Origin of the sequence: Bacillus toyonensis BCT-7112 (genome assembly GCF_000496285.1) — a bacterium.
GTDB classification, from domain to species: domain Bacteria; phylum Bacillota; class Bacilli; order Bacillales; family Bacillaceae_G; genus Bacillus_A; species Bacillus_A toyonensis.
Genome location: NC_022781.1, coordinates 4905815 through 4921610 on the forward strand (window position 1 = coordinate 4905815; position 15796 = coordinate 4921610).

8 protein-coding genes are annotated in these 15796 nt (G+C 32.1%); all 8 read left to right on the forward strand.

Annotation, left to right across the window (positions count from 1 at the left end; translation table 11 throughout):
- Positions 1-1153: 1153 nt before the first annotated feature.
- The 8 genes from BTOYO_RS24990 (at position 1154) to BTOYO_RS25025 (ending at position 15584) form a co-directional block, all read left to right on the forward strand.
- Positions 1154-2383, forward strand: coding sequence for a helix-turn-helix domain-containing protein (locus BTOYO_RS24990; RefSeq protein ID WP_001097927.1), 1230 nt, complete (start codon positions 1154-1156; stop codon positions 2381-2383).
- Positions 2384-3891: 1508 nt separating this feature from the next.
- Complete coding sequence (hblC, locus tag BTOYO_RS24995) at positions 3892-5211, forward strand: hemolytic enterotoxin HBL lytic component L2 (RefSeq protein WP_041488068.1); 1320 nt, start codon at positions 3892-3894, stop codon at positions 5209-5211.
- A 61-nt stretch (positions 5212-5272) separates the two neighbouring features.
- Positions 5273-6493, forward strand: a complete 1221-nt coding sequence (gene hblD, locus BTOYO_RS25000) for a hemolytic enterotoxin HBL lytic component L1 (protein WP_000714444.1) — start codon at positions 5273-5275, stop codon at positions 6491-6493.
- 36 nt (positions 6494-6529) lie between these two features.
- A complete protein-coding gene (gene hblA, locus BTOYO_RS25005; RefSeq protein ID WP_000977258.1) occupies positions 6530-7657 on the forward strand; it encodes a hemolysin BL binding component B in 1128 nt (375 codons plus the stop codon).
- Between the two features lie 325 nt (positions 7658-7982).
- Positions 7983-9380 (forward strand): hemolysin BL regulatory component HblB, encoded by a 1398-nt coding sequence (gene hblB / locus BTOYO_RS25010; RefSeq protein ID WP_000730117.1) that lies wholly within the window; start codon positions 7983-7985, stop codon positions 9378-9380.
- 830 nt (positions 9381-10210) lie between these two features.
- Positions 10211-12025: an acyltransferase family protein gene (locus BTOYO_RS25015; RefSeq protein ID WP_000165414.1), complete on the forward strand. Its 1815-nt coding sequence runs from the start codon at positions 10211-10213 to the stop codon at positions 12023-12025.
- Positions 12026-12501: 476 nt separating this feature from the next.
- The gene (locus tag BTOYO_RS25020; RefSeq protein WP_000866989.1) at positions 12502-12909 is read left to right on the forward strand and encodes a hypothetical protein; all 408 of its coding nucleotides are present in this window, start codon (positions 12502-12504) and stop codon (positions 12907-12909) included.
- A 269-nt stretch (positions 12910-13178) separates the two neighbouring features.
- Complete coding sequence (locus BTOYO_RS25025) at positions 13179-15584, forward strand: PAS domain S-box protein (RefSeq protein WP_000584268.1); 2406 nt, start codon at positions 13179-13181, stop codon at positions 15582-15584.
- Positions 15585-15796 lie beyond the last annotated feature (212 nt).

A 15796-nucleotide genomic window follows, 5' to 3' on the forward strand; every position in this document is an offset into this window, starting at 1 on the left:
TACATAAATTTCAAGAATTTTGATGGTGAACTAGAAAAATGGCTTCTCAAATTCTTTTAAAACGATCCTTTAAAGTGGAGTTAATAACATAGGTATCATTAGGGAAAAAACCTCATATGAGTAGTCAGAGGGTGTTTAAATAGCATTTTGTTTTTATTTATAGTATTTAATAAACTATAATATAACTTCATTTAAAGGTATTTTGATTCTTAATTAAAAATAAAGTGGAAAATTAAGAATATGTTGATGTGGTGCGGTATGAAAGCTAGGTAGCATAAAGATTAATAATACAAAGATGAACAACATATAAATAAAGTTTATTCATATGTTCTATCTCCCCTGCAATTCCTAGTATTTTTGAAATCTATATATTTCTTCCTCATTTGTGGAAAATAAAACTAATGTTGGGACCAGTAATATTGTGGGGATTAGATAAAAATAGTTGTCCCTATATCGCCAGAATTTTAAATATTCCATTCGTTTTTTATGTTTTCTTTTTTATTTTTGTACTGATGATAAGATTCTTTTCTCAATTAGATCTTTAAATAACGTAGATCTATTTGGTGCTTGAATTTCTTCCAACGTGTACTTTCCGAAGCATAGTGGTTCATAAATAGTCTTATCATTGTCCTCTGTCGTTAATTTCCCGACTTTTTGTTATCTTTGTCTAAAATTTGAAACACAGTAGGTTTTCAGTTTTACATTTAAATTAGCATTATCTATTTTTGGAATTCAATTTGTACAAGTAATTGAATTGAAATTTTGATTGTTGGTTTTTGTGGTGGTACAGTATCTCTTGTTACTTTCGCTGTATTTTGAATCTTTTTTCCAGCTTGGTCCTCGCATGGAGTACCACTGTATTTTGTATGTTCTTCACTGTTTTCTCAAGTGTAATGATTAGATCTTGTAGAATTAAGAAATGACCTTCATTCATTTCATTTTCTTATCTACTCTGATATTTAGATGCTAATTACAATTAAATAATATATGATTTTCATAAAAAAGATATAGTAATATTTTGTCGTGAATTGTACTAATTTGATATTTTATAGTATTATTTGTCGTGAATTATACCTAGCAGAATATATATTATGAAACTATAAAAGGAACAATGAGGAAAATTATCAAATAATTTACTTAAAAGGAGAATGTAATGAATACTTCTATCGATATACAACACTTGTGTGATCTTGCACATAAAGCATTTAATGCCCCTGTACATATTTTATCTACAGACAAAAAAATTTTATATCATTCTACATCTGATGATGTTTATAGTCCTTTTTATTCTTCAAAAGAAGAACATCTTAGTGATATTTATCAAGAAAACGATCCCTTTAACTTACCACTTTTCAGATGTAACAGCTATCTTGAAAATTTTGTTCTAATACATATAGAAAATCATGATCACATTAAAGGGACTATTATTATCGGTCCCACTATACATCCAAAAGGTTCAGATGATATGACCATAAAACTTCAAAAAGAATTTAAATCAAGTGATAAAATTCAAGAAAGACTAGCCTATTATCAGTGTTTATCTGAGATTGAAAAAACTACATTAATTGATATGGGAATTTTATTACATTACATGATTTTCAATGAAAAGTTAGATGTGGGTATTGTTTTAGAAAAAAATAAAGTACTAGAGGAAGTTCCTAATAAAATTGTGAAACCTGATTTATATATTTTAAAACGCCGACAAAACAAACCTAAAACTCACAACATGGCATTAGTAAATGATTTCTTTTTGACTATCAAAGAAGGAAATAAAAAAAAGTTAATACAGTATATGTATGCAGTTTCACAAGAGGATGTTGAACTGATGTTAATAGAGGATCCGCTCAGGAACCAAAAAAACCTTGGAATTATTGCGATTACCTTAGCTACTCGATATGCGATAGAAGGGAACCTGCCACCAGATATTGCTTTTGCTCATAGTATTTTATATATACAAACTCTGGAACAATTAGATAACGTAGAATCTGCAAAGCGATTGTCAGGAGACGCTTTACGTACCTTTGCAGATCGTGTGAAAGAATTCAATGCACAAAAGTATTCATACGCGGTTACTACATGTATGAAACATATTAATAAAAATGTTTACGATGGAATAACTCTCAATGAACTTGCTAATCATTTGGAAATTACCCCTACTTATCTGTCTAAACTATTTAAAAAAGAAATGGGAATTACTTTAAGCGAATATATTCAAAGGGAACGAGTGGAAGAAGCAAAAAAATTATTAACTCTAACTACTTATTCGCTATCAGATATCTGTGCTTGGCTTAACTTTAATGACCAAAGTTATTTTACGAGGGTTTTCAAAAAAATTACTAGCATGACCCCTAGACAGTACCGTGAAAAATATACAATAATATAGGCTTGTTATCTGGTCTCAATGTAAAAACTTAAAAATAGGTGTAAGTAATCTCTAAAACTTGAAAATACTGAGCTTATTACTCTAGAAAAAGTGTGTGATTTGTTTAGATAAGGAACTTGTATTCAAATAGACGTATGATCAACCTGATATTATCTTGTTAGCGGAACAGTTTCAATTTTCAGGAGTTGGCAAAAATAATGGAGAAACGAAGCTTATCTATTTTTTAAATAATAATTAGGCGCTGGATTTATCAGTATAGTTCTGAATTAGACAAACGAGTCTGACGTCAGCTCAAACAAATAGCTTTTGAAGAGTCCATGAAACATATATCCAAGCAAAAGCACAATGGAAATGTTTATACCATATTGTTAACTTGAAACACTATTTTTCTAAAGAAAACAAAAAAACAGAAGGCTGCAAAGGATTTTTAAGAAAGCTTTGCAGCTATTTTATATTTTAAAATCTATGGTTATAACGATGGATAAGTTTATAGATTAATATCTCCATTTTAAATATTTATTAATGTTGATATTAGGGTATATTTCGTAAAAATTAATAATGTAACATATATCACATGATATATCTATGTTTTATGCAATTATACATAACTAAATAAAGGTAAAAAAGTATAAAAAAACCTATTAAATTATTCTATAAGTATTTTTTCTAAAATATAATTTCTTGGTTAAGCTAAAATAGTTATTTTGTAACCTTATATATATTAATTTGTAATCATTACAATTACAGAGGTGAAATTTTTAATTAATTATATTTGTATAATATTTTTGGCTCGTGTTTTTACTTAACAGTTAAATTATTGAGTACAATCGACAAAATTTTGCTATTTACGCATTAAAAATTTAATGTTTTAATGAACAACATAACTGGTATGACCAGAGAGAAAGGAGAAGATGACGCTAATAGGAGTATAGCGAAGTTGTAAGTAACATTATGTCGAAAATAATTATCTTAATAATCAGTTAATTAACGAGAGACCTAGAATCTCAAAATGATCAAGTTTGTAATAAAAGTGTTCTAAGTTTTTGCATAACAAAAGTGAATTTATTCCGCAATAAAAGTATAAGCAATGTACAGTATAAGTTCATCTTTTGTAGTCTTGTAAGGCTCTTGCTGACAAAACTAAGAGACATATTATGTAATTGATATTAAACAAGGTCAAAACAGGATTAACTGTCAGCATTGGTTTATCTATCCTCGCGGTTCTGTAAGTTAAACCGCAACTCTATGGGAGAATTAATATTTTACTACCCATTGGGTGTCTAATTCAAATATAGCTGATGAATTTTTATTGTTTATTTTTGAAAAATAGAGTATCTAAATGAGAGATGAGTAAAATTCTTACATCCTATTAGAAGTAAAAAATAAGGATAACACCCTATCTGAAAGACTTCTCTTTCCTCATCCGTGTACAAAGAGAGAGCCTAGTGCTAGGTCGTACAAGTTATATGAATCAATTTATAGAAAAAAATGGTAAAGGAGTGTACGGAATGAAGAATAAAATAATGACAGGATTTTTAATAACATCCATTGTAACTGGAGCGACTATTCCTATCAATACTCTCGCAACACCAATCGTTCAAGCAGAAACTCAACAGGAAAACATGGATATTTCTTCATCATTACGAAAATTAGGTGCGCAATCTAAATTAATCCAAACGTATATTGATCAATCTTTAATGAGTCCTAATGTACAGCTAGAGGAAGTCCCAGCTTTAAATACAAATCAATTCCTAATCAAACAAGATATGAAGGAATGGTCATCGGAACTCTATCCACAGTTAATTCTATTAAATTCAAAAAGCAAAGGATTTGTAACAAAATTTAATAGCTATTATCCGACATTAAAATCGTATGTAGACAATAAAGAAGATAGAGAAGGTTTTGTGGATAGACTTGAAGTACTTCAAGAAATGGCTATGACGAATCAAGAAAATGCGCAACGACAAATTAATGAGTTAACTGATCTTAAATTACAGCTTGATAAAAAATTAAAAGATTTCGATACTAATGTGGCAACTGCGCAAGGCGTATTAGGTACAGATGGAACAGGAAAAATAGATCAGTTAAAAAATGAAATATTAAATACCAAAAAAGCAATTCAAAATGATTTACAACAAATTGCATTAATACCAGGAGCTTTAAATGAGCAGGGATTTGCTATATTCAAAGAAATTTATAGTCTTTCAAAAGAAATTATTGAACCGGCTGCTCAAGCAGGGATGGCAGCGTATAACAAAGGAAAAGAAATTAACAACTCTATTCTAGAAGCTGAGAAAAAAGCAGCGCAAGAAGCGACAGAGCAAGGTAAAACAGCTCTAGAAATTGAATCGGCAAAAAAAGCAGCTCGTGAAGCAATTGAGAAAAGCAAACAAGGTGAAATAGCTGCAGCTGCAGCTGCAAAAACGCAAGAATATGACCTGATGAAAGCCATTGATACTGAAAAGATTAAGAAAACATTTGGTGTCTTCGCAGAAGTAAATAAACTAACAGCAGAGCAGCGATCATATTTAGATGACTTAGAGAAACAAAACCAAAAAATATATGATTTAACAACGAAACTATCAATAGCAGATTTGCAAAAATCAATGCTTCTTCTTTCACAAAATGATTTGCATACGTTTGCAAATCAAGTAGATGTAGAACTTGACCTACTAAAGCGCTATAAAGAAGATTTGGATCTAATAAAAAATAATATTACAAAATTATCTACTAATGTTGATGCAACTAACGAGCAGTCTCAAAAAGATACATTAAGACAATTAAAAAATGTAATAAGTTACCTTGAAGAACAGGTATATAAATTTTGATATTACGTTTTTGGAAAAACTATGAAAATTCTAGGAATCTAGCGAAAAAAGGAGAAAAGTGATGAAAAAATTCCCATTCAAAGTGCTAACTTTAGCCACTCTGGCAACGGTTATAACTGCTACTACTGGTAACACTATTCATGCATTTGCACAAGAAACGACCGCTCAAGAACAAAAAGTAGGCAATTATGTTTTAGGTCCTGAGGGACTGAAGAAAGCATTGGCTGAAACAGGGTCTCATATTCTTGTAATGGATTTGTACGCAAAAACAATGATTAAGCAACCGAATGTAAATTTATCTAATATCGATTTAGGATCAGAAGGAGGAGAGTTGCTCAAAAATATTCACCTTAATCAAGAACTGTCACGAATCAATGCGAATTATTGGTTAGATACAGCGAAGCCACAGATTCAAAAAACAGCTCGTAATATTGTAAATTACGATGAACAATTTCAAAATTATTACGACACATTAGTAGATACTGTACAAAAGAAAGATAAGGCAGGTCTAAAAGAGGGCATAAATGATTTAATTACAACAATTAATACAAATTCAAAAGAGGTAACAGATGTAATTAAGATGCTACAAGACTTCAAAGGGAAACTATATCAAAATTCTACAGATTTTAAAAATAATGTTGGTGGTCCAGATGGGAAAGGTGGATTAACTGCAATATTAGCAGGTCAACAAGCAACGATTCCACAACTTCAAGCTGAAATTGAGCAACTTCGTTCTACTCAGAAAAAACATTTTGATGATGTATTAGCATGGTCAATTGGTGGTGGATTGGGAGCAGCTATTTTAGTTATTGCAGCTATTGGAGGAGCAGTTGTAATTGTTGTAACTGGTGGTACAGCAACACCGGCTGTTGTTGGTGGACTTTCAGCTCTTGGAGCAGCTGGTATCGGTCTAGGAACTGCGGCTGGTGTCACGGCATCTAAGCATATGGACTCCTATAACGAAATTTCTAACAAAATCGGGGAATTAAGTATGAAAGCAGATCGTGCTAATCAAGCAGTTCTTTCGCTTACTAACGCGAAAGAAACATTGGCATATCTATACCAGACTGTAGATCAAGCGATATTGTCTCTAACAAATATTCAAAAGCAATGGAATACAATGGGCGCAAATTATACAGATTTACTGGATAATATCGATTCTATGCAAGACCACAAATTCTCTTTAATACCGGATGATTTAAAAGCTGCTAAAGAAAGTTGGAATGATATTCATAAAGATGCAGAATTCATTTCAAAAGACATCGCTTTTAAACAGGAATAGAACTGAAAATGAAAACTTATATTGGAGGAATATAAAATGATGAAAAATATCCCGTACAAACTAATCGTCGCATCGGCTCTTTTAACTATGACAGCAACTTCTGTAGTCTCACCAGTAGCAACTTTTGCAAGTGAAATTGAACAAACGAACAATGGAGATACGGCTCTTTCTGCAAATGAAGCGAGAATGAAAGAGACCTTGCAAAAGGCTGGATTATTTGCAAAATCTATGAATGCCTATTCTTATATGCTAATTAAGAATCCTGATGTAAATTTTGAAGGAATTACTATTAATGGATATGTAGATTTACCTGGTAGAATCGTACAAGATCAAAAGAATGCAAGAGCACATGCTGTTACTTGGGACACGAAAGTAAAAAAACAGCTTTTAGATACATTGACTGGTATTGTTGAATATGATACAACGTTCGACAATTATTATGAAACATTGGTTGAGGCGATTAATACAGGGGATGGAGAAACTTTAAAAGAAGGAATTACAGATTTACGAGGTGAAATTCAACAAAACCAAAAGTACGCACAACAATTAATAGAAGAATTAACTAAATTAAGAGACTCTATTGGACAAGATGTTAGAGCATTTGGAGGCAATAAAGATCTTTTGCAGTCGATTCTAAAAAACCAAGGTGCAGATGTTGATGCAGATCAAAAGCGTCTAGAAGAAGTATTAGGATCAGTAAACTATTATAAACAATTAGAATCTGATGGGTTTAATGTAATGAAGGGTGCTATTTTGGGTCTACCAATAATTGGCGGTATTATAGTGGGAGTAGCAAGAGACAACTTAGGTAAGTTAGAGCCTTTATTAGCAGAATTACGTCAGACCGTGGATTATAAAGTAACATTAAATCGTGTAGTTGGAGTTGCTTATAGTAATATTAATGAAATGCACAAGGCACTTGATGATGCTATTAACGCTCTTACTTATATGTCAACGCAGTGGCATGATTTAGATTCTCAATATTCGGGCGTTCTAGGCCATATTGAGAATGCAGCTCAAAAAGCGGATCAAAATAAATTTAAATTCTTAAAACCTAATTTAAATGCAGCGAAAGATAGTTGGAAAACATTACGAACAGATGCTGTTACATTAAAAGAGGGGATAAAGGAATTAAAAGTGGAAACTGTTACTCCACAAAAATAGGGAAATATTTATTCTGTTGCAAAGTGACCCATAACATAGAGAGTCTATGATTACACTGATAAACAGTAAAGCGGTAATTAATAAATCCTTATATATTAAAAAGGCGGAGTCTCATTAAAGACTTCGCCTTTCACTTATATATAAGTTGTATCCAAATAAAAAGATAGCCATGTAGTTTACTTGTTTTTAAAAATTTGTAACAGAATCGATCAATAGGAGACAGGTTATATAGATTTGCTTAATAATATCGAATCTATGCAACAACATCTTCTTTTAATAAGAATAGGACTTGAAATCATACTCTATACAGGAGGAATAAGAAAAGATGAAAAAAAAACCTTATAAAATACTGGCTGTATCAGCATTTTTAATTATGACAACTACCTATGCACTCACACCAATAGCAACCTTTGCAATTGAAACTGAACAAACGAACACTGGAGATATGTCTCTTTCAGCAAATGAAGAAAAGATGAAAAAAACTGTACAAGATGCTGGGTTATTTGCAAAGGCTATGAATGAATATTCTTATTTGCTAATTAATAATCCGGATGTGAGTTTTGAAGGGATTTCTATTAATGGGTATGCAGATTTACCTAGTAAAATTGTACAGGATCAAAAGAATGCAAGAGCACATGCTGTTACATGGAATACAAAAGTAAAAAAACAGCTTTTAGATACATTGACCGGCATTATTGAATACGATACAAAGTTTGAAAATTATTATGAAACATTAGTAGAGGCGATCAATAATGGAAATGGGGATACTTTAAAAAAGGGGATTACAGATTTAAGGGTGGGGATTCAACGAAACCAAAAGTCCGCAAAAGCGTTAATAGAAGAATTAACTAAATTTAAAAACGCTATTGGAGAAGATGTTAGAGTATTTGGAAGCCATAAAGAGACCTTGCAATCGATTTTAAAAAACCAAGGAGCTGATGTAGAGACTGATCAAAAGCGTTTAGATGAAGTTTTAGGACAAGTAAACTATTATAAGAAATTAGAATCTGATGGGTTAATAATGGTGAAAGTCCCTTTTATCCCCACGCTTATTTCTGGTGGCATAATGATAGGTACTGCTAGAGATAATTTAGGTCGATTAGAGCCTGCTTTAGCAGAATTACGTAAAACTGTAGATTATAAAATTACATTAAATCGTGTAGTCGGAGTTGCATTTCATAATATTAGTGATATGCATAGTACGATTGATAGTGCTATTACTGCTCTTACTTATATGTCCACACAATGGGATGATTTAGACTCTCAATATTCGGGCGTAATGGGGCATATTGATAAAGTTGATGAAAAAGCTGATCAAAATAGATATAAATTTTTAAAGCCTAACTTGAATTCAGCTAAAGACAGTTGGAAAACATTAAGAGCAGATGTTGTCACATTACTAGAAGGTATAAAAATTGCAGAGAAGAAAGAACAAGATTTTATGAATCTACTTCGTCCATCAAACGTTTTTTACTTTTATAAAAAAATCCATAACGCATATACTTTTGAAATAAAGACTGGAACAAATGCACCAAATGCGTCTTATAAAGTTATGAATTTAACTAAAAACACTGTTCATCATATGTGGAGTGGAGGTGCTAATACAAGCATGTGGGCTGACTGGCTTTCATTCAATCCAAATGATGAATTTGCGGTGGTAGCAGTAGTGGATGGAAAAGAATATGTTGTATATAAAGACAAAGTAGAAAATATAATGAACTGAACCCGAAAAAATGTATTAATTGGAGATGGTACACTAAACTAGACACCAAGTTAATTGAAAAATTGACCGGCATATGGCTCCTTATTTCCTAGAACCCCTAGCTAAAGCAAAGGAATTCGTACATAGATTAGTTGACATTTATGTAGGTTTCATCCATTTTCAAAGATAGTTTTTCTTTTTGTTTTATTTTTCAAAAATCACGAATGAAATTTCCGCATTTACGAACTCAGCACATAATGGTTGTTAGATGAATTGACATACCACGTCCCTTTAGAATTTCAGGCATATTATGATAACTTAAAGAAAAAAATAATAGTAGCAAATGGCTACTATTATTTTTCTTTAAAATATCACATCTATCATGTTCCTTATTTGCTTTCCCAGAATTTATTCTAGTTAAAAAAACCTTGCACCAGAACACATATTGTTCTGATGCAAGGTTCGCTGCAATATAAAATACACGACAGTAAGGGCAAGACATAAAATGTGATTTCAAATGAAACATATGTATATGTGAAGTAAGGTAAAAGAGGGGCTGCTCATAACCAGTAGCCCTTCTTTATAACGTTATTTTGCAGGGGAATGTTCAAATATACGTTATATATCATATTCCTCTTTTTCGGAAGAGCAACAAGAACATCTAGCTTAAAAATTTTCACAACAGAGCCAGATAACGTGTTAAAGTATTAATTACTGTGCATGTAAAGATAAAAAAAAGAGCCTTACAAAAAGATGTTTGTAATAGTTTAGCTTATACGATTTTAGGGGATTAATAGTACTTTGTGCCGTTATTATTAACCTAATTTCCAAGAAAAAGAGGTGAATGTAGGATGACTAAACCTTTTAAAAAAAATAGTCGTTATATGGTTGGATTGGACAGTCTAAGGGGCCTAGCTATACTAGGTGTTATTTTGTATCATATTAATTTTAATTGGATGCCTGGAGGATTTTTAGGAGTTACTGTATTTTTTGTACTTTCAGGTTATTTAATTACAGATATTCTAGCCATAGAGTGGAAGAGAAATAAGAGAATTGATTTAAAAAAATTCTGGCTTAGTAGGGCAAGGAGATTGCTTCCAGGAATGCTTGTTATGCTCGTTATAACGTTGGCATGGATTACAGTTTTTCATAGCTCTTTACTTGAAAAAATGCGCGGAGATTCATTAGCGGCATTATTTTATGTTAGTAACTGGTGGTATATTTATCATAAATTATCGTACTTTGATAATTTTAACCAGCTTTCTCCATTGAATCATTTTTGGTCGTTAGCAGTTGAGGAACAATTCTACGTTGTTTGGCCGTTTATCATTAGTTTAGGGCTTTACTACATAAAAAAACAATCCCGTATGATTTTATTAATTTGTCTGGGAGCCGTTGCTTCAGCTTTAGCGATGGCAATTTTGTATGAACCTGGAGCTGATCCGAGCAGAATATATTATGGTACAGATACGAGGGCCTTTTCCTTACTTATCGGAGCGGTACTTGCCTTAGTTTGGCCAAGCAATAGACTTGCAAATAAAATTATCCCAAAGGCGCGTTTCATTCTTGATGTAGTGGGGGGCATTGCCCTTATTATTATTTTGGTTATGTTTTGGAAGACCAATCAATATGATCCATTTCTATACAAGGGAGGAATGGTTCTCTTATCAATTGCAACAGCATTGTTAGTCGCAAATCTAGCTCATCCAGCTAGTCGTATTGCTCAATTTTTACGATTTAGACCTTTACGTTGGATAGGGATAAGATCGTATGGCATATACCTCTGGCATTATCCAATTCTTACATTGACGACTCCAAAGGTAAATGCTGGGGATTTTTCATTAATAAGAGCAATCCTTCAATTTCTTTTGATTATATTGATTGCGCAAATTTCATGGAAGTTTATTGAAAAACCAATCCGACAAGGTGCGCTCCGGAACATTCAGTTTAAGAATTTAAGAATTCAAAATGTCACTTTAGGTGTTAAGTTAGCTTTAATTTGTACATTATTCGTTTCGTCGATAGCGGTCGTAGGGTTATCAAAAGCTAGTAAGGCTAAGGAGAACTCTCAACAAGATAAGGTAAAAGCAGCACAAACACAACCGGCGCCACATCCAGTTGCAGTTTGGGAAAATCCAAATCAAGAGACGCCTCAAAAACAAGGGGAATCAAGAGAAGTAAATTCTGCGCAACCTAAAAATTCACTCACAGTTACTGCGATAGGCGATTCCGTTATGATTGATATTACTCCGTATTTAAAAAATACTTTTCCTGATATTAGGATTGATGCCCAAATTGGTCGCCAGCTGTCAAAAGCGATTCCGGTAGTTGAACAGTTAAAATATGAAGGTAATTTAGGAAATTATGTCATTATTGGATTAGGTACAAATGGAGCCTTTACTACTGAACAACTTGTTTCATTAATAAAAGTAATTGGAAACGAACGTAAAATCATATTTATTAATACGAGAGTACCACGTCCGTGGGAATCAATCGTGAATGAGAGACTGAAAGTAACGGTATCTGAATATCCGAATGTAACTCTAGTTGATTGGTATGCAGCAAGTGCTGGAAAGAAAGACTACTTTGCACCTGACGGTGTGCATTTAACCAAAGTAGGTGCAGAAGCATACGCAGCACTTGTAGCCAAAGCGGTGAAGCAATAATTAAATATGTTTTATTAACTTCTGTTGGGTAAGGAAATGGTTCTGAGTATGAGGTGCCACTCTGAGGTTTAATTACAATTCAAAAAAGAATATTATTCATGTTCTTCTAATCTAAGATTTAGAGTGGCCTGACTCACTTCTGTAATTTGACATGAAATATATGCAAACCTGAAAAAAAGAAAAGGAACTAGAAGAGGCTACAAAGAATACAAAATATGAAGTTGAAATATTAGGAAGAGACTCCGCAGGTAGAAGCACTGCAAATACATTAAAAGAACGACTTGCAATGAAAAAAATTAATTCAAATCCACAAAGAATAGTTCTAACGAGAATACCAATGACAGATTCTTGTTGACCCAAAGAAGGTGGCTAGGAATGGAACTCTTGTAGCAATTCATTATTTTAAAAATAATAGAACAGGCGAATTTAATGATTTTAAATTTAAAAATTAATTTTTTGTTGATAGGAGCTTGTATGTGAAGGTAATGTGTATAAAAAATTCAGGAGATACATTTTCAGAGGTTTTATTAGATCAAGGATATAATCGAGACTCTATTATAAATTTAGAAACCGATAAGGAATATGTGGTTTATGGTATTAGTTCATTGAATGGAGCATTAGACTATCTAATCTTGGGTGAAAATGAAAACTTGCCTTCATGGTACCCAGCAGAATTGTTTGAAGTATCGAACCCTTTACAACCTTTAGAATGGTATTTTGCGGATCATAAACATAGTAAAGCGACAACGATACAATATATATGGGGTTATAAAGAATTAGCTTTAAATGATAGACATGCTCTTGGTTTAATAGAAAGGGAGAATAAAGATATTGCAATATTTTTAAAGCGAAAAGCCGAAATTGAGGAATTAGAAGAATCGTAATAGTGAAGGAATTGATTAATTTATAAAAAACGTAGGAATTAAATATTCCTACGTTTTTTTGTACATAACATTTAAATAAACACCTTATTTTTGGGGATTTACAGGTTCAAATGGAAGATGCCCTGATTTTCGATTTGAATCAATATGATACTATTTACATGTATTGTCATGTACGGAATTATATTTTTTTGCACCTGAACTGTGTATATTATTTGTAGGATTTTCTGTTTTTATGTCGAATATATCTTTAATGCAGGGAGGGACATTACATGATTATTAAAGACTATTTCATCAATCTTTCTATTTTTTCTTTATTAGTTAGCGCAGCGATATTTATTCAAGTGTTTTTGATTCATTCCAGGCGATATTTCGAAAAATTCTATGGAGGGATTATTGCAGTTACTTTGATGCTCTTTTCTTTTCCATACATGGGATTTTCCTACGATCTTCGAGTTGTTCCTCTTATTCTATCTTTTATTTACTTTGGTCGCATTGCTGGTTGGATTACACTAATTAGCATAATTATAATGCGTATCTTTTTCATTGGTGGGTATTGGGAGCCACCTGTGATTGCATATTTAAGTATGAGTGTTCTATTTTTTACTTTTAAAACATATTTTAAAAACCTTCATCCTTTTAAAAGTGCATCTTTATATTTTTCTATTTTTGTCGGAATAAAGTGGTTAGTTGGTGTATTATTTAATACTACATTACTTTACACAGGAGGCTTATTATATATAGCGTTAGGACTTTTAATTGGGCTATTTCTTATGGAAGCCTACCAGAGATTGTATTATTTAACACAGGACTTATCTAAAATGAACCGGGAATTAAAAAAATCCAAGCAAGAACTTACAGATACCGTACATGAGCTTCAAGGAGGGATTTTTAAATTTAAAAAAGTGGGTAAGCACTTTATACACACTTTATGTGATGGACAGTTTTATTATCAAAAAGGATTTTACTCTGAACAGGTGGTAGGGAAAAGCTTACGGACTATTGATGCCTCTATTGTTCCACCACATTTAGTTTCACAATTGATGAAGTATTATCTTCAGGCATGGGAAGGGAAAGAAATTATATTCGAATTATCCTGGCCAGATGATAAAACAATTATTCTTATTGCACTTAGGCCGATTAAACGAAATGGACAAGTTATTGAAGTTGTTGGTTCTACAGTCGATATAACCGAAAGGAAAAAGGTAGAATCAGAATTAAGAGCTACCAAAGAATTACTAGAATCATTTATAAAGCATAATGTAGATGCTATTACCATATCTGATCGAGAAGGGCATATTTTACAAGCAAATAAAGCTTATGAAAAGATATTTGGATGGTCATTAGAAGAAATCATAGGTAAGAGATTACCTTGTGTACCAGATTTCTTAATGGAAGAATCACTCGAAAATATTCAGAAAATTCTAACAGGAGAATCCGTAGTTACTAGATTAGAAACTGTTAGACGACGTAACGATGGAAGTCTTCTTGATGTCAGTCTGACAGTTTCTCCTATATTAGACGTAAGAGGAAATGTGATAGCTTTATCTGCAATATGTAGAGACATCTCTGAAAGAAAACAAGCAGAAAGAGAGCGACATCAATTACATCAACAATTAAAAGATAGTGAAATGAAGTACCGTGCACTAATCGAACAAGCAACTGATGCAGTATATGTAGTAGAGCTGAATGAAAATTATGTTCCCAGTCGATTCATTGAGGTAAACCCTGTTGGTTGTAAAAGATTTGGATATAGTAGAGAAGAGCTGCTCTCGTTACCATTTCCAAATGTAGTACCACAAGATTCTAAAATGATTGTAAGGTTGTTAGAAAAAATTAGAGAGGGAGAAACTTCCTTCACTTTACAAGATGAATATGCTTTTCCAACAGGAAAAATAATAACAACTGAGTTTAGTGTCCGTGTTTTTAACTTAAATGGTAAAAAGGTTTTCCTGAGTATTTCTCGTGATATCACTGAACGGCTAAAAACAGAAGAATTACTACGGAAATCTGAAAAACTTGCTGTCGTAGGACAATTAGCGACTGCAATGGCTCATGAAATTAATAATCCATTAACCGCAATGAAAGGGTTTATGCAATTACTAAAATCAACGGAAACTGAGAATAATCAGGGGTATATAAATATAGTATCATCAGAGATTGAGCGTATAGAAAGTATTACTAATGAATTTATGGCGGTAGCCAAACCACAGGTGGTAAAGATACAACCTAATGATATTAGTGTGCTAATGGATCAAGTTTTAATGCTACTGCAACCTCAAGCAATGATGAATAATATAAAAATTAGAATTGATTTTACACCCGGTATTCCATTGATTCCATGTGAAGGAAATCAATTAAAACAAGTATTTGTTAATATTATAAAAAATGCAATTGAATCCATGCCAACAGGAGGAGAAATTTTGATTCAATTTGATAAACTTGATAATAATCAAATAAGGATTCGCTTTATCGATCAAGGATGTGGGATTCCAAAAGAACGTATACCATACTTAGGAGAACCTTTTTACAGTATTAAGGAAGAGGGAATCGGCTTAGGATTAATGGTATGTTATAAAATTATTGAAACACACCAGGGGAAGGTATTTATTGAGAGTGAAGTGAATAAGGGAACTATAGTTGAAGTCACTCTTCCAATTTGCACGCTTCAAAATTAAAACATTCTTTTACTGAAATTTTATAAATTAGTAAGCAGTTAGCTTTGGCTAGCTGTTTTTTTGTATATATTGTAATCGATTCTTCATATTACGGCTTTTTAATGTTTCATATATAGATTTTAAAAACTCTGTAAGTGTTTTGTAACATTTACGAGAGACTTTTTTAACAGTTATGAGAGAGAAAAGAAAGATTTGTTATATATGATGAAATT

Bases quoted from the DNA above. Each gene is read 5' to 3' on its own strand.
- BTOYO_RS24990 (WP_001097927.1), top strand. From the start codon at position 1,154: ATGAATACTTCTATCGATATACAACACTTGTGTGATCTTGCACATAAA.
- hblC (WP_041488068.1), top strand. From the start codon at position 3,892: ATGAAGAATAAAATAATGACAGGATTTTTAATAACATCCATTGTAACT.
- hblD (WP_000714444.1), top strand. From the start codon at position 5,273: ATGAAAAAATTCCCATTCAAAGTGCTAACTTTAGCCACTCTGGCAACG.
- hblA (WP_000977258.1), top strand. From the start codon at position 6,530: ATGATGAAAAATATCCCGTACAAACTAATCGTCGCATCGGCTCTTTTA.
- hblB (WP_000730117.1), top strand. From the start codon at position 7,983: ATGAAAAAAAAACCTTATAAAATACTGGCTGTATCAGCATTTTTAATT.
- BTOYO_RS25015 (WP_000165414.1), top strand. From the start codon at position 10,211: ATGACTAAACCTTTTAAAAAAAATAGTCGTTATATGGTTGGATTGGAC.
- BTOYO_RS25025 (WP_000584268.1), top strand. From the start codon at position 13,179: ATGATTATTAAAGACTATTTCATCAATCTTTCTATTTTTTCTTTATTA.